The sequence below is a fragment of the Streptomyces sp. NPDC024555 genome (assembly GCF_055559335.1).
On sequence record NZ_JBVHKV010000011.1, the window covers coordinates 130,042 to 149,340 of the forward strand.

Annotated in this window: 19 protein-coding genes; 7 read left to right on the plus strand and 12 right to left on the minus strand. The window is 71.2% G+C overall.

What is annotated here, in order from left to right:
- Positions 1–5: 5 nt before the first annotated feature.
- The 3 genes from ACZ4FH_RS20425 (at position 6) to ACZ4FH_RS20435 (ending at position 3,022) form a co-directional block, all read left to right on the plus strand.
- Complete coding sequence (locus tag ACZ4FH_RS20425) at positions 6–827, plus strand: DUF4097 family beta strand repeat-containing protein (RefSeq protein ID WP_467306359.1); 822 nt, start codon at positions 6–8, stop codon at positions 825–827.
- 71 nt (positions 828–898) lie between these two features.
- Positions 899–2,305, plus strand: coding sequence for a hypothetical protein (locus ACZ4FH_RS20430; RefSeq protein WP_467306360.1), 1,407 nt, complete (start codon positions 899–901; stop codon positions 2,303–2,305).
- 84 nt (positions 2,306–2,389) lie between these two features.
- Positions 2,390–3,022 (plus strand): DUF4383 domain-containing protein, encoded by a 633-nt coding sequence (locus ACZ4FH_RS20435; RefSeq protein WP_467306361.1) that lies wholly within the window; start codon positions 2,390–2,392, stop codon positions 3,020–3,022.
- A gap of 50 nt (positions 3,023–3,072) precedes the next feature.
- Here ACZ4FH_RS20435 and ACZ4FH_RS20440 read toward each other — a convergent pair whose 3' ends face one another.
- Complete coding sequence (locus ACZ4FH_RS20440; protein WP_467306363.1) at positions 3,073–3,498, minus strand: nuclear transport factor 2 family protein; 426 nt, start codon at positions 3,496–3,498, stop codon at positions 3,073–3,075.
- Between the two features lie 103 nt (positions 3,499–3,601).
- On the opposite strand from ACZ4FH_RS20440, the gene ACZ4FH_RS20445 reads away from it, so the two are divergent.
- Both ACZ4FH_RS20445 and ACZ4FH_RS20450 read left to right on the plus strand, forming a co-directional pair.
- Positions 3,602–4,042, plus strand: coding sequence for a MarR family winged helix-turn-helix transcriptional regulator (locus ACZ4FH_RS20445; RefSeq protein ID WP_383632792.1), 441 nt, complete (start codon positions 3,602–3,604; stop codon positions 4,040–4,042).
- Positions 4,043–4,100: 58 nt separating this feature from the next.
- Entirely contained in the window at positions 4,101–4,325 is a 225-nt protein-coding gene (locus tag ACZ4FH_RS20450) for an FmdB family zinc ribbon protein (protein ID WP_383632795.1), read from the plus strand.
- A gap of 46 nt (positions 4,326–4,371) precedes the next feature.
- Here the strand turns inward: ACZ4FH_RS20450 and ACZ4FH_RS20455 are convergent, their stop codons facing one another.
- From ACZ4FH_RS20455 to ACZ4FH_RS20470, 4 genes are all read right to left on the minus strand, one after another.
- Entirely contained in the window at positions 4,372–5,031 is a 660-nt protein-coding gene (locus ACZ4FH_RS20455; protein ID WP_467306365.1) for an O-methyltransferase, read from the minus strand.
- Entirely contained in the window at positions 5,028–5,903 is an 876-nt protein-coding gene (locus ACZ4FH_RS20460) for an HAD family hydrolase (protein WP_467306366.1), read from the minus strand. The genes ACZ4FH_RS20455 and ACZ4FH_RS20460 overlap by 4 nt, the downstream gene beginning before the upstream one ends.
- The gene (locus ACZ4FH_RS20465; RefSeq protein WP_467306367.1) at positions 5,900–8,509 is read right to left on the minus strand and encodes a phosphoribosyltransferase; all 2,610 of its coding nucleotides are present in this window, start codon (positions 8,507–8,509) and stop codon (positions 5,900–5,902) included. The genes ACZ4FH_RS20460 and ACZ4FH_RS20465 overlap by 4 nt, the downstream gene beginning before the upstream one ends.
- A 111-nt stretch (positions 8,510–8,620) precedes the next feature.
- On the minus strand, positions 8,621–9,784 hold the full coding sequence (locus ACZ4FH_RS20470; protein WP_467306368.1) for an HpcH/HpaI aldolase/citrate lyase family protein: 1,164 nt from the start codon (positions 9,782–9,784) through the stop codon (positions 8,621–8,623).
- A gap of 222 nt (positions 9,785–10,006) precedes the next feature.
- Here ACZ4FH_RS20470 and ACZ4FH_RS20475 point away from each other — a divergent pair, with 222 nt between their 5' ends.
- A complete protein-coding gene (locus ACZ4FH_RS20475) occupies positions 10,007–10,846 on the plus strand; it encodes a TerD family protein (protein WP_467306369.1) in 840 nt (279 codons plus the stop codon).
- Between the two features lie 16 nt (positions 10,847–10,862).
- On the opposite strand, the gene ACZ4FH_RS20480 is transcribed toward ACZ4FH_RS20475, so the two are convergent.
- From ACZ4FH_RS20480 to ACZ4FH_RS20505, 6 genes are all read right to left on the minus strand, one after another.
- Entirely contained in the window at positions 10,863–11,600 is a 738-nt protein-coding gene (locus ACZ4FH_RS20480; protein WP_467306370.1) for a TerD family protein, read from the minus strand.
- A gap of 156 nt (positions 11,601–11,756) precedes the next feature.
- On the minus strand, positions 11,757–12,896 hold the full coding sequence (locus tag ACZ4FH_RS20485; RefSeq protein WP_467306371.1) for a DUF475 domain-containing protein: 1,140 nt from the start codon (positions 12,894–12,896) through the stop codon (positions 11,757–11,759).
- 70 nt (positions 12,897–12,966) lie between these two features.
- Complete coding sequence (locus ACZ4FH_RS20490; RefSeq protein ID WP_383632818.1) at positions 12,967–13,542, minus strand: TerD family protein; 576 nt, start codon at positions 13,540–13,542, stop codon at positions 12,967–12,969.
- Positions 13,543–13,724: 182 nt separating this feature from the next.
- Complete coding sequence (locus ACZ4FH_RS20495; protein ID WP_383632821.1) at positions 13,725–14,300, minus strand: TerD family protein; 576 nt, start codon at positions 14,298–14,300, stop codon at positions 13,725–13,727.
- Between the two features lie 148 nt (positions 14,301–14,448).
- Entirely contained in the window at positions 14,449–14,907 is a 459-nt protein-coding gene (locus ACZ4FH_RS20500) for a peroxiredoxin (RefSeq protein ID WP_467306372.1), read from the minus strand.
- Positions 14,908–15,102: 195 nt separating this feature from the next.
- The gene (locus ACZ4FH_RS20505; RefSeq protein ID WP_383632827.1) at positions 15,103–15,540 is read right to left on the minus strand and encodes a DUF3052 domain-containing protein; all 438 of its coding nucleotides are present in this window, start codon (positions 15,538–15,540) and stop codon (positions 15,103–15,105) included.
- Between the two features lie 463 nt (positions 15,541–16,003).
- On the opposite strand from ACZ4FH_RS20505, the gene aceE reads away from it, so the two are divergent.
- Complete coding sequence (gene aceE / locus ACZ4FH_RS20510; RefSeq protein WP_385105123.1) at positions 16,004–18,736, plus strand: pyruvate dehydrogenase (acetyl-transferring), homodimeric type; 2,733 nt, start codon at positions 16,004–16,006, stop codon at positions 18,734–18,736.
- Between the two features lie 73 nt (positions 18,737–18,809).
- Here the strand turns inward: aceE and ACZ4FH_RS20515 are convergent, their stop codons facing one another.
- Complete coding sequence (locus ACZ4FH_RS20515; RefSeq protein ID WP_467306373.1) at positions 18,810–19,178, minus strand: peptidase inhibitor family I36 protein; 369 nt, start codon at positions 19,176–19,178, stop codon at positions 18,810–18,812.
- Positions 19,179–19,299 lie beyond the last annotated feature (121 nt).

The window sequence follows — 19,299 nt, forward strand, 5'->3', positions numbered from 1 at the left end:
ATCGCATGCGCAGCTCTGGCCGCAGCCTCGGGAACGTCAGCAGGGTCAGCCGCGCCGCGGGGCGGCGGAGGCTGGTGCGGGGGGCGGTGGCCGCCGGTGGGGTGGGGGTGCTGGTGTGGGGGTTGAGCGGGTGCGGGAGTACGGATGTGGACGGGGCGAAGGCGGAGCACCGGTCGTTCGCGTACAGCGGGAAGGCGCTGACGATCGACGCGCGGAACTCGACGGTGGAGCTGGTGCCCGCGGATGTGGACGGGATCGAGGTGACCCGGAAGGTGGACGGATGGGTCATGTTCGGGAGCGGGCCGGATCCGGTGTGGAAGCTGGAGGGGGACAGGCTGACGCTGCGGGTGAAGTGCGACGCGCTGATCAGTGACTGCGGGGCGCGGCACACGGTGAAGGTGCCCCGGGGGATCGCGCTGACCGTGGACGCGGCGAACGGGAAGGTGACCGCGTCGGGCTTCCGTACGCCGCTGAAGCTGTCCTCGGACAACGGCGGGGTGGTGGTGCGGGACGTGAGCGGGCCGCTGGAGCTGAAGAGCGACAACGGGTCGGTGCGGGGCGAGCGGGTCTCGGCGGGCTCCGTCGTGGTGCGGTCGGACAACGGGGGTGTGCGGCTCGGCTTCAGCCGGGTGCCGGATCTGGTGGACGGCGTGAGCGACAACGGGAGCATCACCATCGATCTGCCGTCGGGCCCGGAGCGGTACGCCGTGTCCGCCACGGCCGACAACGGGCACGTCTCCGTGAAGGTTCCGCGCAGTGACGACAGCCGTCACGCGGTGAAGGTGCACAGCGACAACGGGCAAGTCACGGTGCGAACCGCGAACTAACCGGCCCGTGTGTTCGTCTTTACCTGGTGGGAGAATGTACCGGGCAGGGCGGAACGGCACGGGAGAGGGATGTGACGGCGACACACGCGAAGCCGCAGGCCGGAGCGGGTGCGAGTTCCGCCGTCAGTGATGTCCCGGCCGGATCGCGGGCCCGTGGGGTGCGTGACGCGATCGTGCTCCTGCTGCTGCCCGTGCCGCTGATCGCCGCGGCGCTGCCCGCCGCCTTCGCCGGCGGGGGGACGCGCCGCTGGTTCGGCGGGCGCGGGGAGAGCCAGCGGGCCGAGGCGCAGGCCGCGCGGGACGCCGCCGCGGAGGCCTTCTACCAGCTGGACACCGCCCAGCGCGATCTTGAGATCTCCATCGAGACCATCACCGCCGTGGACAGCTCTCCGGCCGCGCGCAAAGCCGTCGACGACTTCGCGGCCCTCGGCCGGCGCATCGACGAGGTCAGCCACTCCTACATCACCGCCGTCGACGCGCACGACCTCGACCGGGACGATCTGGAGCCGTCCGCCGCCTCCCGGGCCAGGAGCGAGCTGTCCGCCGCCAAGGACGAGCTGGTACGGGTCAAGGGCGAGCTCGACCGTTTCGCCACCGGGCTCGCGCCCCTGCTCGGTACGGCGGAGACCCAGCTCGCCCGGCTCGCCCCCGCCGTGGAGCGGGCGCGTCAGGCGCTCCTCGCCGCGAGCAACGCGCTCGACGCGGTGCGGGCCTCCGGGCTGCGCGCGGACGATCTCGCCGCGCGGCTCGCCGCCCTCGCCCCCGAGCTGACCAAGCTCAACCAGGGCGCCGGCAAGCACGGCGTCCCCGAGACGCTCCAGCGCGCCGACCGGGTCGTGCGCGACGCGGAGTCCGTACGGGCCGAGGCGGCGAAGCTGCCCGAGCGCGCCGCCGAGATCGACAAGCGGCTGGTCACCCTGCGGACCCGCGCCCAGGCGCTCACCACCCGCGCGGCCTCCGTCGAGCCGGTCCTCAGCGAGCTGCGCCGCCGGTTCTCCGCGGCCTGCTGGCAGGACCTCCAGCCGGTGCCCGAGCAGGCCGCCGTCAGCGTGCGCCAGGCCGAGGAGAAGCTGAAGGAGGCCGCGAAGGCCCGCGACGAGCAGCGCTGGGCCGACGCCACCTCCCGGCTCAGCACCGTCCGCGCCCTGCTCAACGCCACCGACGAGGCGGTCTCCGCCGCCGGTGACCGGCTCCAGCGGCTGGACGCCGTCGCCAAGGACCCGCAGCAGGAGATCCAGCGGACCCGCTTCGCCCTCCGTGACGCCCAGCGCCTCGCCATGGCCGGCCGCCACACCCCCGAGCCGCGCCACGCCCGGCCGCTCGACGACGCCGTCGCCCGCCTCGACCAGGCCGTCACCGCCCTCGAGGACCGCCACCCCGACTACTGGCACTTCCTGACCGTCACCGAGGGCATCCGGCAGACCGCCGCCCACGTCGTCTCCGAGATCCGCGAGGAGCGCGGCGCGGGGGCCGGCTGACCCGCGGCACGGGGCCGGGTCTCGCCGGCATGCGCGCCCCGCCTCCCCGCGTGATCCTGGAGGTACGTGAAGGAGGCCCCCGCCATGTCCGGCCATGTGCTGCATCCCGTACCAGGAGCCCGAAGGCCCTCCGGCCGTCGCCGTACCGCGCGGCTGGACGAGCAGTTGCCCGTCGACCACCGGCTCAGCCGGGTCTACCGCGTCGGCGCGGGGCTGATGGGTCTGGTGCTGCTCGCCTTCGGGATCCTGGGGCTCTTCGACCGGGTCGGCTTCTTCGACACCGGCGGTGACACCGTGGCCGGGCTGAACACCAACGGCGCGCTGAGCGTGCTGTCGATCGCGGTGGGGCTGCTGCTGTTCCTCGGGATGGTGATCGGCGGCAATGTCGCCTCGACGCTCAACATGGTGCTCGGCGTCGCCTTCGTCCTCAGCGGGTTCGTGAATCTCGCCCTGCTCGACACGGGGCTCAATTTCCTCGCCTTCGAGATGCAGAACGTGCTGTTCAGCTTTGTCGTCGGTCTGCTGCTGATGATGTTCGGGATGTACGGGCGGGTCAGCGGCGGGCTCCCCCACGACAACCCGTACTGGCGCGCCCGCCACCCCGAGGAGGCCGCGCACGAGCAGCGGCGGGCGCGGCGGCGGACGGTCGAGGAGATGCCGGTCGTCCGGCGGTCGTCGCCCGGTGCGTCCGGCGGCCGGAGCGGCGGGTCCGCGTAACGTCGCCGGAACGGGTCCGCGCAACGCCGCCGCCACCGGGACGTGCCCCCTCACTCCTCCCGCAGCCAGGCCAGGGCGATGCGGGCGTCGGCGAAGCGCCAGCCCGCCGGGGTGCGCACGGCCTCGCAGGTCATGCGGAGCCCGCTCGTGCGGTGCGGGGCCTCGCCCTCGCGGTAGAAGTACGTCACGCCGTTCGCGGTGGTCCGCGCGCGGTCGCCGTCGAGCTGCACGAGGACGCTCGTGTAGGTGTGCTGCGAGCGTTCGTCGCCGGAGGTGCTCCGCTTCAGGAGCGCGGTCACCTCGTCGAGGCCGTGCAGCTCCCCCTTGGGGGAACGCACGACGACGGACTCGTGGTAGACCGTGCCGGCGTCCTCGATCCGGCGTTCGTCCAGCAGGCCGCCCAGCCGGGCGAACAGGTCGGCCACCTCCATCCGGTCCACGATCGCGCGCTGTGCCGTTTCGCTCAGGTCCGTCATCCCGGTCCCCTTCACCTTTATGTGGGTGTCCCCAACGTTGGTGGCACCCACACTAGGGGATGAGTGTGGGTGTCGCCAACACTTCTGTCGATAGGATGCGGCCATGGACGACATCCCCGAGCGGCTGACCACGAAGCCCAGCTGGCTGATCACACAACTGGCCGTGCACGCCCGCCGGTTGGCGTCCGAGGGTTTCGCCGCCGCCGGTGCGCGCGGCTACCACTACCGGATCCTGTCCACACTGCGGGAGTTCGGGCCCGCCAGCCAGGCGGACCTGGGGCGCCGCGGGCGGATCGACCGCAAGGACATGGTCACGGCCGTCAAGCAGCTCGCCGAACAGGGTTACGTCGACCGGGTCCCGGACCCCGACCACGGGCGGCGCAACCGGGTGACGCTCACCGAGAGCGGACTGCGCCAGCTCCAGCGCATGGACGGGCTGCTCGACCGGGTGCAGGACGATCTGCTCGCGCCGCTCTCCCCGGAGGACCGCCGCACCTTGACCGAGCTTCTCGGCCGGGTCCTCGCGCACCACGAACCGCGCTGACCCACCACGCACCGCACCGACCCACCGGGGATCACGGAACAGCCCTTAGCCTGGGGCCATGCCTCGTTACGAGTACCGCTGCCGCTCCTGCGGAGACACCTTCGAACTGAGCCGGCCCATGGCCGAGTCCTCGGACCCCGCCTCCTGCCCCGCCGGGCACGAGGACACCGTGAAACTGCTGTCCACGGTCTCCGTGGGCGGATCGTCCACCGGCTCCGCACCCGCCCCCTCGGCCGGCGGCGGAGGCGGAGGCGGCTGCTGCGGCGGGGGCTGCTGCGGCTGAACCGCGCCGACTCCCGGCGGCCGCGGCCGCCGGGGGTCGGCAGGTCCTAGCGCTTGCGTGACAGCGTCAGCCCGTCCGCGACCGTGAGCAGCACGCTGTCCATCCGGGGGTCGGCGGCCACATGGTCGTTGAACTCCCTGATGGCCGCGGCCGCACCGGTCGCGTCGGGGTTCGTCACGCCGCCGTGGAAGAGCACGTTGTCCGTGGTGATCAGACCGCCCGGCCGCATCCGGGGCACCAACTCCTCCCAGTACGCGATGTAGTTGCCCTTGTCCGCGTCCAGGTAGGCGAGGTCGATGTGCGGGTCCCCGGGCATCGCCCGGAGGGTGTCGAGGGCGGGGGCGATCCGCAGTTCGATGCGGTCCGCCACGCCGGCCTTCTCCCAGGCCGCGCGGCCGTACGCCGTCCACTCCTCCGAGATGTCGCAGGCGATCAGCCGTCCGTCGGCGGGGAGCGCCTGGGCCATGGCGAGCGCCGAGAAGCCGGTGAACGTGCCGACCTCCACGATGTGCCGGGCCCCGGTCAGCCGGACGAGGAAGGCGAGCAGCGGGGCCTGCTCCTCGGCGGACTGCATGCCCGCGTGGCCGGGCAGTTCGGCGTACGTGGTCTCCACCAGCTCGCGCTGGACGGCGTCCAGCGGCGGGTTGTGGGCCAGCATGTACGCGTACAGCTCGTCCGTGATCTTCGTTTCGTTGCCCTTGGTCATGGCGCCATTCTCTCGTCGGTCGGCTGCGCGGCCGCCGGTCCGTGCGCGCCCGACGCCCCGAGAAAGCGTCGCAGGATCTCCTCGCCCGCCGCCACTCCGCGCTCGGCGGTGGCCTCCACATGGGGGGCGTTCCAGCCCGCGTCGGCCAGTTCGCCGTGGCCGGGGCGCCAGCCGCGGTCGGCGGCGAGCAGCAGGTCGGCGTCGAGGAGGGAGTCACCGGCGGCCAGGGTGAGCGCGGCCCCGGTGCGGCGGGCGACCTCGCGCACGGCGGCGCTCTTGGTGAGCGGGCGCGGGACGACGTAGATCTTGCGGCCCTGGAGGGACACGGTCCAGCCGCGCGGCCCGGCCCAGTCGGCGAGTTCCTTCGTCCAGTCGGCGGGCAGCCGGTCCCGTTCGACGACGAGGTAGGCGAACAGGTCCTCGGCGACCCGTTCCTTGAGCAGCCAGGCCGGATCGGCGGTGGCGAGCAGACGGGCGCGGATCTCGGCGAGCGGGGCGCAGTCCTCGGCCAGCCGGGCGGTGACCCGCCGCTGCCAGTCCCGGTCCGGTACGCCGTCCACCAGGAGATGGCCGCCGTTCGCGCAGATCGCGTACCGGGCGGGCGGGCCGGGGAGGTGGATGCGTCCGTACTGCTCGCGGGTGCGCGTGGTGGTCGGTACGAAGACGGTGGCGGGGTCCGAGGACAGCTCGGTGAGCAGCCCGGCGGCCGTCTCGGTGACGTACGACAGCGGTGTGCCGCCGTACACCTCGACGCACAGCAGGCGCGGGGCGTCGGCGTCCGGCATCGGGAGCCGGAGGGCGGCGGCGGAGTAGATCAGGGTGCGGTCGAGGTCGCTGGCGACCAGGGTGGGCGCGGGTGCGGCGGTCGTCACCGGGACTCCACCGCCTTGCCGTCGGCGCCGGTCGCGCCCCGGGTGTACCGGGGGTGGATCAGCCCCACGCAGGTGTACGGCAGCGCGTCGACCTCCTCGACCGGGACGCCGCGCTGTTCGGCCAGCAGCCGGATGTGCTCCAGGTCGGCCCCGGCGCCGCGCTTGGCGAGGATCTTCCACGGGACGCGGCGCAGCAGGACGCGGGTGGTCTCGCCGACGCCGGGCTTGACCAGGTTCACATCGTGGATGCCGTACTCCTCGCTGATGCGTTCCACCGCCGCCCAGCCCTCCCAGGTGGGCGCCCGGTCGGCGGTCAGCAGTTCCTTGACGTCCGCGTCCACGGTGGGGGCGACCTCGTCGAAGCGGGCGGCGACGGTGTCGAGGAAGTGGCCGGAGACGTCGGACCCGGCCAGTTCGCGGTAGAACTTCGCGCCGTGGAAGTCGTCCGGGCCCACCAGGTCGGCGCGCAGGACCGTACGGGAAATGAGCCCGGAGACCGTGGAGTTGAGGCAGGCGGAGGGGATCAGGAAGTCCTCGCGGGTGCCGTAGGTGCGCACGCAGCCGCCCGGGTCGGCGAGCACCGCGATCTCCGGGTCGAAGCCCTCGGTGCCGTCGGCCTCCTCGAACTCCGCGATCGCGGCGGCCAGTTCGCGGGTGATGGCGCCCTTGCCGGTCCAGCCGTCGACGAAGACGACGTCGGCCGGGTTGTGGTGGGCGGCCAGCCAGCGCAGGGCGTTGGCGTCGATGCCCCGGCCGCGCACGATCGACACGGCGTAGTGCGGCAGGTCGAGGGAGTGCCGGTGCAGGGCCCAGCGGCGCATCAGGACGCCGACGGGCGTCCCGGCCCGCGCCAGCGAGACGAGGACGGGGCGGCGGCCGCGTTCGGCGAGGACGGTCTCGGTGACGGTGCCGACGGCGCGGGCGACACGGGCCGCCGAGAGGTCGAGGGCCGAGGCGAACAGTTCCTGGTACCGCGCGGAGGGCTGGTACTCCACGGGCAGGGATTCGGCGTAGTGCGCGCCACCGCTCTGTATCGCCTCCTCGCGCTCCTCGGTGGGCGCCTCCAGCTCGGTGTCCGAGAGGTCCTGGAGCAGCCAGCCGACCTCGTCCGGCGCGTAGGAGGAGAAGGCGGGGCCGCGCAGGGGCTCGGGCAGCATCGTGGAGGGCTCCTCGGGGGCGGGGGGCGTGGTCGGGGCGGCGGACGGCGTGTAGGACGGGACGACCGCCAGCAGGACGTGCGGGGTGTGCGCGGCGAGCTGGTGCAGCAGGCCGCCGGGGGCGTGCAGGGCCGGGGTGTCGGCGGTGGAGTCGACGACGAGGACCACGGCGTCGAAGCCGGCGCCCGCGACGTTGTACGCGTACCGGTCGCCGGGCCCGTCCGCCGGGTCGTCGTGGGCCGGGAAGACCAGGCGGGTGCGTATCGCGTAGCCGGGGTCGTCCACGGCGAGGACCGGGGAGCGGGTCGTGGTCGAGTAGCGGACCTCGGCGGTGACGCGCTCCTCCAGGGCGGTGCCCAGGCGCAGCGGCGCGTACATCAGCTCCTCGAAGCCGAGGACCAGAACCCGGCCGCCCCGGCGCGGTCCCTCGCCGAGCGCGCGTGCGAGGCGGTCGGCCATGGCGGGGAGCGCGGGCTCCAGCAGGGCGCGGTGGGCCGGGGTGAAGCCGTGCCGGCCGCCGTCCGGGACGCCGGCGGGCCAGCGGAGGTCGACGCGGGTGGCGGCGGGCGGTGCGGCGGGGTGGTGCGCCTCCGTCGCGGGGGCCGGGGCGGCGGCGGGGCCGGTGGCCGCCAGGAGGTCGGTGGCCGCCAGGAGGTCGGTGGCCGCCAGGGGGCCGGTGGCCGCCAGGGGGTCGGGGGCCGCCACGGGGTCGGGGGCCGCCGAGGGGTCCGGGGCCGCCGCCTCCCGCTCCGCCACCAGGGCCCGGCCCTTCTCCAGGACGCCGTCCGGGAGGGCCACCGTGCCCGTGACGCGGGCGACCAGGTCGATCCGGGCGCCGATCTCCCGGGCGAAGGCGGTGAACCGCTCCCGGTCGGCCGGGGCGCGCATGTCGACCAGGGCCACGATCACGTACCGCGTGCGCGGATGGCGTGCGTGCAGGTCGCGGATGGTGTTGAGCACGGTGTTGCCGGTGGAGAACTCGTCGTCCACGAGGACGAGCGCGGCCTCCGGGTCGTCCGCGCTCGCCAGCAGCTCCGGGTCCTCGGGGAGCAGCAGGTGCGAGGTGGCGTGGGAGTGGGACTCCTCGAAGCCGCCGGCCGCGGCGACGCCCTCGACGGGGCGGCGGGTCGAGTGGAGGTAGGGCGCCGTGCCCAGGCCGTCGGCGACCGCGTGGCCGAGGCCGGTGGCGGTCTCCGCGTAGCCGAGGACGACGGCGCGGCGCGCCCCGGCCTCGCCGAGCAGGTCGTGCACCCGGCGGCCGAGCGCGTACCCGGCCCCGTAGACCACGGAGGGGCGCTGCGGCACATGCTTGCCGAGCACGTTGGACACGAGCAGATGCGCCCGCTTGGGGTTGCGCCGCAGGGCGAGGCCCAGGAGCTCGTGGAGCTCCCCGTCGCCCGTCAGCTCGACGCCCAGCCGCTCCGCGACCCAGCTACCCGACCACACCACGTTCGCCGTCTCTCCTTCTGTTGGCCTGCCGTGCACGTGTCCGCCCGCGCGGACCGCTCGTTCCGGTGCCGCGCCAGGGCCCCACAGGGGGAACCCGTGCCGCACCGCCGCTCATTCCGCGACGCTCGCCGCCAGCAGGTCGACGAAGCCGATGTCCTCGTTCGCCACGCCGAACACCTCGGCCCGCCGCAGCGTGCGTTCGGCCCAGGCGCGGTGCGGCTTCACCTCGTTCATCTTGTTCGTGTACGAGGAGCGCAGCACCCCGCCGCCGCCGCGTTCGGGCCGCAGGATGTCCTGGGCGTCGCTGTACTCCTCGTGGCTGACCACCGACAGCGCGTGCACGGGGGGCACGTGCGAGGGGTGGATGCAGGTCTTGCCGAGGAGGCCGTTGGCCCGGTCGAGCTCGATCTCGCGGAGCAGTCCGTCGAGGTCGTGCTCGATCAGCGCGGTGCGCAGCTTGTCCACCCGTCCCTCCAGGAAGGGGCTGCGGCGCAGCTGTGGCTTGAAGATGCGCTCCTGGCGCCGGAAGTACTCCCAGACGGGTCCGGTGACGACGAAGCCCGTGCCGTCGGCGCGGCCCAGTACGTTGACCACGGCGGCGATGATGTCGGCGACGATGTGGACGTCGTACGCCGTCATGTCGGGGGCGCGGCGCAGTCCGTAGGCCGAGCAGAAGTCGGTGACGCCGAGACGCAGCGCGAGCACCCGGTCACGGTAGGTTTCGACGGTCCGGGCGACTCCGAGGAGGGCGTCCTGGCGGGTCTCCAGGTGCAGCAGCTCGGGGGACTCCAGGACGGGCATGGCGAAGAGCCGCCGGCCGGCCAGGGATTCCGCCTTGGTGAGCGCTTCCATGAAGGGGACGCCACGCTCCCGCGTGAATTTGGGAAGCACAAAACCGGACAACAGCCGGACGGAGGGACCGAGGCGCCGCACCAGGTCCGTGATCTGGCCGGGTTCGCGGACCCGGATGAACAGCAGGGGCGGTTCGACACCGCGGCCGTCGAGGTCGGCGAACTGCCGCACCAGGTTCTCCTCGGCGGCCGGCACCTCGGCGTCGTCGATGGAATCCTCCAGGCACAGGACCATGGAGACGACTCCGCGGGCGGCCTGCTTGAGGACGTCGTCGGCGAGTCTGGGCCGGGTCGCGGGGCTGTAGAGCGTGGCGCCGAGGGCGGCGGCGAGGACGGGGGCCGGCGAGCCGGCGTCGAACTCGACGGGCTCCCGATAGAACAGCTCACCCCGCGCAGCTGCGGCAATATGCCCGAAATGACGCACTCGATTCCCCCGTAACTCCCTGATCGACCGGACAACACATGGCCGGTAATAGTACGTACGGACGGATGGCGACGGTTCCCCGACTGCATGAATTCCGGGTAACTCGTCCATTTCGCAATGGTTCGGCAGACCCCTCAGGCGCTCCTTCCCCCGGCTGCGCGAGACACGCTTCCACGCCCCCCGCGTTGTCCGGACGGGCAGCCAGCAGGCAGGATGACGGGCATGACGCACGCGATGGTGAAAGGCTCGAACGTCCCTCTCGACGCCATGGCCGTACGGGCCGTGCTGCGCTGGACCCCGGGCTCCGGGGTTCCCGACGTGGACGCCTCGGCCCTGCTGCTCGGTTCCGGCGGCCGCGTGCGCTCGGACGAGGACTTCGTCTTCTACAACCAGCCCCGCCACCCCTCCGGCCTGGTGCGGCGGCTGCCGAAGCGGAGCCTGCCCGAGGGGCTGACCGACACCGTCGAGGCCGATCTCAACGCTCTCGACCCCTCGGTCGAGCAGGTGGTGATCGCCGCCTCCTCCGACGGCGCCGCCTTCGAGCACGTGCACGATCTGCGGATCCTGATCTACGACGCCGCGGCGTCCGGCGCCGAACCGCTGGCCGTCTTCGACGTGCGCCCCGAGACGGGCGAGGAGACCGCCATCATCTGCGGCGAGCTCTACCGGCGCGGCGACGGCTGGAAGTTCCGGGCCGTGGGCCAGGGCTATCCGACCGGGCTCGTCGGTCTCGCCACCGCCTTCGGCATCTCGGTGGACGAGGCGGAGGCCGCCGCCGAACCCGAGCCCGCACCGGCGCCCGTCACACCCGTCGCACCGCCCCCGCCCGCCTTCCCGCCGTCGCCCGCCCCGGACGCCCAGGCGACCGTTCAGCACCAGCAGCCCGCCTACGGCTATCCGCAGCCCGCCGCGGCCCCCGCGCCGCAGCCCGCCTACGGCTACCCCCAGCCGGCCTCCGCACAGCCCGCCTACGGCTATCCGCAGCCCGCGGCGGCCGCCGCCCACGCGCCCGACCCGAACTTCGTCCTGCCGCCGCAGGGCCCCCAGTTCATACGCCCCTGACCCCCGGGGCCGCCGCTCAGGCACGGGATTTGTAGCCGCGTCCCCACTGCATGCCGTAGCCGTACATCCGGTCCAGCTCCGACTGGAAGCCGTACACGAACTTCACCTCGCGCCGCACGAGCATCTCGCCCTTGACGTTCTCCACGGTGAACACCGCGCAGGAGCGGGCCTGCGGGGCCCGTTCGTCCAGCTCGATCTCGATGCGCGGACCGTTGCCCGGGTACAGCGTCACCTTGGCGTGCGTACGGTCGAAGGCCGGGGTCTGGTCGTAGATGTAGACGAAGAACAGCAGCCGCTTGAACTGCTCGCGCTGGTCGAGGTTGACGTAGACCGTCTCGCCGGACGGGGCGCCGAAGCGGTCGTCGCCGCTGAGCCTGATGTACGGCGGCGCGTTCAGATCACCGAGCAGATTGCCCAGCGGCTGCACCACGCCCTTGGTGCCGTCGGTCAGTTCGTACATGCACCCCAGGTCCAGGTCGACGTTGACGACGCCCTGGGTGTGCGCCTGGACCGGGTCCGGCTGGAAGAGCTTCAGCGGGCGCAGCAGCCGGCCGCTCTGGCGGGAGCGGCCCTCGATGTCCGAGGTGCGCATCCGCCAGGAGAGATTGACCCGCAGATTGCCGCTGAGGGCGCCCTGCTTGGTCAGGGAGACGGTCGAGTGGCGCCGGGAGAGCACGATGGAGCCGGTCGCCGAGTTGCCCGACTCGAACTGCGATTCCCGGCCCAGCGGCCACAGATCGTTCCAGAACCCCATCCCCAACCCCCACACATGTCGGCCCCGCACCCGTCGCACGCGGCACATGCGACGCACACGCCGCTGCGGGGCGGCTCCGGGCCCGCGGTCCGGGTGTTCCCGGATCCGTCGCCGTACGAGCCGCCCCGCAGAGAGCGTTCCTCAATTACCGCCGGGTCACACCCCGGCGGCGACTTCCGGCGCGTCCCCGCCGTCACCGCCGGCCTCGGCCTCCGCCTTGTTGCGGCGGACCGAGGACCAGAAGGACCAGGCGATCAGGACGACGCCCACCAGACCGGTGATCAGCTCGTTGATCTGGTACTGGATCGTGATCAGCAGCAGGACGGCCAGCGCGCCGATCGCGTAGTGCGCGCCGTGCTCCAGGTAGACGTAGTCGTCCAGGGTGCCCTGGCGGACCAGGTAGACCGTGAGCGAACGGACGTACATGGCGCCGATGCCGAGGCCGAGGGCCATCAGCACGATCTCGTTGGTGATGGCGAAGGCGCCGATGACCCCGTCGAACGAGAAGGAGGCGTCGAGGACTTCGAGGTAGAGGAACATGAAGAACGCGGCCTTGCCGGAGAGGGCGATCGCGGAGATCTTCTTGCCGCTGCGCTTGGCCTCTTCCTCCTCCTCGTGCTCGCGTTCCTCCTCCTCTTCGAGCTTGTCCTCGAAGTAGCCGGAGAGCCCGCCGACGATGAGGTACGTGATCAGACCCGCGACACCCGCGAGCAGGACCGTCTCGGCCTTGTCGGCGTGTCCGCCGCCGTGCTGGTGCGCGTTGCCGGCGAACGTGAGGGCCGAGATCAGCAGGACGATGAGCGCGATGCAGACCGACAGCATGTCGACCTTGCCGAGCTTGGCGAGCGGGCGCTCGATCCAGCGCAGCCACTGGATGTCACGGTCCTCGAAGATGAAGTCGAGGAAGATCATCAGCAGGAACATGCCACCGAAGGCGGCGATCGCCGGGTGGGCGTCGGTGACCAGTTCCTTGTAGCGGTCCGGGTCGTTGAAGGAGAGATCGATGGCCTCGATCGGTCCCAGCTTGGCGCTGATGGCCACGATCACGACGGGGAAGACCAGTCGCATACCGAAGACGGCGATGAGCACACCGATCGTGAGGAAGATCTTCTGCCAGAAGGCACTCATCTTCTTCAGGATTCCGGCGTTGACCACCGCGTTGTCGAACGACAGCGAGATCTCCAGAACGGACAGGATCGCCACCACACCGAAGGCTTCCCACCCCCCGTAGAACCACGCCGCGATCAGGCCGAGCACGGTGATCGCGAACGACCAGCCGAAGGTTTTCAGAAGCACTGGCTACCCCATCGTGTAAGTACCGGGTCTCCCCCGAAAAGACCGGGGCTCCCCCGCGCCGAGCGCGGCTTTACGAAACGTTGACCCCGAAGTCTAGAGCGATGCCCCGCAGCCCCGACGCGTACCCCTGTCCCACTGCACGGAACTTCCACTCGCCGTTGTACCGGTAGAGCTCGCCGAAGATCATCGCGGTCTCCGTCGACGCGTCCTCACTGAGGTCGTAACGGGCCAGTTCCTGACCGTCGTTCTGATTGACCACGCGAATGAACGCATTGCTGACCTGGCCGAACGTCTGCCCGCGATTATCGGCCTCGTGAATGGAGACCGGAAAGACGATCTTGTCGCAGTGGGCCGGGACCTGGGCGAGATTCACGATGATCGACTCGTCGTCGCCCTCGCCCTCACCGGTGAGGTTGTCACCGGTGTGCTCCACGGAGCCGTCGGGGCTCGTGAGGTTGTTGTAGAACACGAACCACTCGTCGCCGAGCACCCGGCCCGACTGGCACAGCAGTGCGCTGGCGTCGAGGTCGAAGTCCGCCCCCGTCGTGGATCGTGCGTCCCAGCCGAGCCCGACCAGCACCTGGGTGAGATTGGGTGCGGCCTTGGAGAGGGAGACATTGCCTCCCTTGGCGAGCGTGACGCCCATGGTGTGTGTCCTCCCCGAGTCGATGAACCGTCTGTTGTTCCGTGCGCCGAAAACCCCGGACGGGACCGGTGGGAACGCACCGCCCGCCGAGCGCGTCCGGCGCCGCACGAGGTGCGGCGCCGGACGGACGAACTGCTGCGGTCCGGGGGCGCGGCCTCGCGGACGCGCCCCCGGACCGTCTCCTAGACGTTGACGCCGAAGTCCTGGGCGATGCCCCGCAGACCCGAGGCGTAGCCCTGGCCGATGGCCCGGAACTTCCACTCGGCACCGTTGCGGTACAGCTCGCCGAAGACCATGGCGGTCTCCGTCGAGGCGTCCTCGCTGAGGTCGTAGCGCGCCAGCTCGCTGTTGTCGGCCTGGTTGACCACGCGGATGTACGCGTTGCGGACCTGGCCGAAGCTCTGCTGGCGGGACTCGGCCTCGTAGATCGAGACCGGGAAGACGATCTTGTCGACGTCGGCCGGGACGGTGGCCAGGTTGACGTTGATGACCTCGTCGTCGCCCTCGCCCTCACCGGTGAGGTTGTCACCGGTGTGCTCGACGGAGCCGTCGGGGCTCTTGAGGTTGTTGAAGAAGACGAAGTTGCCGTCGCTGGCGACCTTGCCGGAGGCGTTGGTCAGCAGCGCGCTGGCGTCCAGGTCGAAGTCACCACCGGTGGTGGTGCGGGCGTCCCAGCCCAGACCGACGATGACCGCGGTCAGGTTGGGCGCGGCCTTGGTCAGCGAGACGTTGCCGCCCTTGCTGAGGCTGACTCCCACGAGTCCTCCCATTGGTTTGCTTGGGGGCCGGCCGGGGCCGGCGCCTCCACGTCTGTTGGCATCGGATCAACGAGTGGATCCTAGTGACCGGTTCCCGCCCCCTCAGGCTTTTGACGCGGACCGGCGTCCGGATCCACCCGATCCGTGATCAGAGGGCGCCGAGCGCCTTGATGTACTCGTTGAGGTCGCGCGCGTCGGGCAGGCCGTTGACGACCGTCCAGCGCACCACGCCCTCCTTGTCGATGATGAAGGTGCCGCGCACCGCGCAGCCCTTCTCCTCGTCGAAGACGCCGTACGCGCGCGAGGTCGCGCCGTGCGGCCAGAAGTCCGACACCAGCGGGTACTCCAGGCCCTCCTGCTCGGCGAAGACGCGCAGGGTGTGGATGGAGTCGTTGGAGACGGCGATCAGCTGGGTGTCGTCGTTCTCGAACGTGGGCAGTTCGTCGCGGAGCGCGCAGAGCTCACCCGTGCAGACGCCGGTGAAGGCGAACGGGTAGAACAGCAGCACCACGTTCTTCTCGCCGCGGAAGTCGCTGAGCTTCACGGTCCGGCCGTGGTTGTCCTTCAGCTCGAAATCCGGGGCCTGGGTGCCGACCTCGATCGCCATGAAAACGCGTCCCTTCGCTACGTCACCGGGCTGGGCTGTCCGGGTGACACCCACCCTACGCAGAGGCGCGGGGGCGCCGCGCGGCACCCGGGGAAGGTTCGCGCGGACGGACCGGTGAACGGGGCCGGAACGCGGAGGAACGCAGGAAGGCCCCGGCCGGCGCGGTGCCGGCGGGGGCCTTCGGGGGAATGCGGTTCAGCGCTTGGCCTTGGCCGCCTTCGGGGTGGCGAGACGGCTGCCCGTCCAGTCCTTGCCCGCGCTGATGCTCTTGGTCTGGGTCAGACCGGCCGTCTGGGCGGCCTCGTTGATGTCGCTCGGCTCGACATAGCCGTCGCGGCCCGTCTTCGGCGTCATCAGCCAGACCGAGCCGCCCTCCTCAAGCAGACCAATGGCATCCACCAGCGCGTCCGTAAGGTCGCCGTCCTCATCACGGAACCAGAGCAGCACGACGTCGGCGACGTCGTCGTACTCCTCGTCCACGATGTCTTGGCCGATGATGTCCTCAATGCCCTCACGGAGCTCCAGCTCGACGTCGTCGTCGTAGCCGATCTCCTGGACCACCTGTCCGGGCTCGAACCCCAGGCGTACTGCCGGGTTGGTCCGCTCCTCCGCGTGGTCCGCGGTCGCGCTCACGGGTTGCCTCCTGATCATGTTTCGGAAAATGCTTCCGCCCCGCGCGTGCGCGTGGCGCTGGCCGTAGTCCACACGGGAGCGGCGGATCGCGCAAGTACCCCGCGTACGAGACCGCCTAAACGGTGACGTTACGTCCTTGAACAGCTTATGCGGTTTCGGCCCGGCAAACGGAGTCGAACGGCCTTTGGGAACGTATGGACCCCTTGGGCGTATGGTTGCGGTTCGGCCCCACTCGTCCCTCCCCGGCCATCCTGCCGGACGCGCGGCGTCCGGCCCGGCAGCCGCTCCGGCGCGGCTCGGGCGCCGTCCGGGAGCCCGTGGCGGGATCGCCGGCGGTTACCTCACGGTAGAGATGACGTTTGCGTGTCCGCGGTACACGATGGGATGGCGTACGCAGACACACCGGGGGGCGACTCCCGGGCCCAGGCCCCGTAGGTGCAGCACCGAACAGCGAAGGAACAGCGTGGCTTCCGGATCCGATCGCAACCCGATCATCATTGGCGGCCTTCCGAGCCAGGTCCCGGATTTCGATCCCGAGGAGACCCAGGAATGGCTCGACTCCCTCGACGCCGCCGTCGACGAGCGCGGCCGTGAGCGGGCCCGCTACCTCATGCTCCGGCTCATCGAACGCGCGCGCGAGAAGCGTGTCGCCGTGCCGGAGATGCGCAGCACGGACTACGTGAACACGATCGCCACGAAGGACGAGCCGTTCTTCCCCGGCGACGAGGAGATCGAGCGCAAGGTCCTCAACGCGACCCGCTGGAACGCCGCCGTGATGGTGTCGCGCGCGCAGCGCCCGGGGATCGGGGTGGGCGGCCACATCGCCACCTTCGCCTCGTCGGCCTCGCTGTACGACGTGGGCTTCAACCACTTCTTCCGGGGCAAGGACGACGGTCTGGGCGGTGACCAGATCTTCTTCCAGGGCCATGCCTCGCCCGGGATCTACGCCCGCGCCTTCCTGCTGGACCGGCTGAGCGAGGCGCAGCTGGACGCCTTCCGCCAGGAGAAGTCGAAGGCGCCGAACGGGCTGTCCAGCTATCCGCACCCGCGGCTGATGCCGGACTTCTGGGAGTTCCCGACGGTGTCGATGGGCCTGGGCCCGCTCGGCGCGATCTACCAGGCGCGGATGAACCGCTACATGCACGCGCGCGGTCTGGCCGACACGTCGAATTCGCACGTCTGGGCCTATCTCGGCGACGGCGAGATGGACGAGCCGGAGTCGCTGGGCCAGCTCTCCATCGCCGCCCGCGAGGGCCTGGACAACCTGACCTTCGTCGTCAACTGCAACCTCCAGCGGCTCGACGGCCCGGTGCGCGGCAACGGCAAGGTCATCCAGGAGCTGGAGTCGCAGTTCCGCGGTGCCGGGTGGAACGTGATCAAGCTGGTCTGGGACCGCTCCTGGGACCCGCTGCTGGCGCAGGACCGCACGGGCATCCTCGTCAACAAGCTGAACACGACGCCGGACGGCCAGTTCCAGACCTACGCGACCGAGACGGGCGCGTACATCCGCGAGCACTTCTTCGGGGACGACCCGCGGCTGCGCGAGATGGTCAAGGACATGTCCGACCAGCAGATCCTGCATCTGGGGCGCGGCGGTCACGACCACCGCAAGGTGTACGCGGCGTACGCGGCGGCCAAGGAGCACAAGGGCCAGCCGACGGTGATCCTGGCGCAGACGGTCAAGGGCTGGACGCTCGGGCCGAACTTCGAGGGCCGCAACGCGACCCACCAGATGAAGAAGCTCACCGCCGAGGACCTGAAGCGCTTCCGGGACCGGCTGCACATCCCGATCGCGGACAAGGAGCTGGAGGACGGCAATCCGCCGTACTACCACCCGGGCCGCGACTCGGAGGAGATCCAGTACATGCACGACCGCCGCAAGAGTCTGGGCGGGTACGTCCCGACCCGGATCGTGCGGGCGAAGCCGCTGGCGCTGCCGGAGGACAAGACCTACGCGACCGCGAAGAAGGGCTCGGGTCAGCAGTCGATCGCCACGACCATGGCGTTCGTCCGCATCCTGAAGGACCTCATGCGGGACAAGGAGATCGGCAAGCGTTTCGTGCTGATCGCGCCCGACGAGTACCGCACCTTCGGCATGGACGCGTTCTTCCCGAGCGCGAAGATCTACAACCCGCTGGGTCAGCAGTACGAGTCGGTGGACCGCGATCTGCTGCTCGCGTACAAGGAGTCGCCGACCGGGCAGATGCTGCACGACGGCATCTCGGAGGCGGGGTGCACGGCCTCGCTGATCGCGGCCGGTTCGGCGTACGCCACGCACGGCGAGCCGCTGATCCCGGTGTACGTCTTCTACTCGATGTTCGGGTTCCAGCGGACCGGTGACCAGTTCTGGCAGATGGCCGACCAGCTCGCGCGCGGTTTCGTGCTGGGCGCGACCGCCGGCCGTACGACGCTGACCGGTGAGGGGCTCCAGCACGCCGACGGCCACTCGCAGCTGCTGGCCTCGACGAACCCGGCGTGCGTCGCCTACGACCCGGCGTTCGGCTACGAGATCGCGCACATCGTGAAGGACGGTCTGCGCCGGATGTACGGGGAGGACAGCGAGGACGTCTTCTACTACCTCACCGTCTACAACGAGCCGATCCAGCACCCGGCCGAGCCGGAGGACGTGGACGTCGAGGGCATCCTGAAGGGCGTCCACCGCTACCGCGCGGGCGAGCGGGGCGAGATCCCGGCCCAGATCATGGCGTCCGGTGTGGCGGTCCCCTGGGCCGTCGAGGCGCAGCGGATCCTCGCCGACGAGTGGAACGTGAAGGCGGACGTCTGGTCGGCGACCTCCTGGAACGAGCTGCGGCGCGAGGCCGTGGACGTGGAGCGGTACAACCTGCTGCACCCGGACGAGGAGCAGCGCGTCCCGTACGTGACGCGCAAGCTGTCGGGGGCGCAGGGTCCGTTCGTGGCGGTGTCGGACTGGATGCGGTCGGTGCCGGACCAGATCGCGCGCTGGGTGCCGGGGACGTACCAGTCGCTGGGTGCGGACGGTTTCGGTTTCGCGGACACCCGCGGGGCGGCCCGGCGGTTCTTCCACATCGACGCGCAGTCGATCGTGCTCGCGGTGCTCACGGAGCTGGCGCGGGACGGGAAGATCGACCGTTCGGCGCTGAAGCAGGCGCTGGACCGCTACGACCTGCTGGACGTGGCGGCGGCCCACCCGGGAGCGGCGGGCGGCGACGCGTAGCCCCAGGCGGACGACGGACGCGGGGCGGCGGGACCGGACGGTCCCGCCGCCCCGCGGCGTTCCGGGAGGGCGGTCAGTTCTCCCAGACCTTGAAGGCCCGTACCTGGTACGGGGAGCGGGGCAGCCAGGTGCCGCCGCCGGGGTAGGTCTCGAACTCGCCGGTCTCGGCGCATTCGGCGGACTGGTAGGTGGTGACGGGCCGGCCGGTGCGGTTGGCGAGCGACTGGACGGTGGTGCCCGGCTTCAGCGGGACGCAGCTCTCGATGTCGGTGCCGGACAGTTCATGGACCTGCCGGGCTCCGGTGAAGTCGGGTTTCGCCCAGAGGCAGAGCTGCCCGCTCGCGCAGTCGCCGAGCTTTCCGGGTGCGGCGCCCGCTGGTGCGGGCGCGGTCGGGATCAGGGCGGTGGCGGCCAGGGCGGCCGCGAGGACGGTCGTACGCATCAAGAAACCCCCGTGACTGATGTGGATCTTCCACGCCCACCCTGAGCGGGGCGGATGCCGTACGGGAAGGGGGTTCGGGGCCGGACCACCCTGATAGGCGACAGCCCCGCCGGAACGTTCC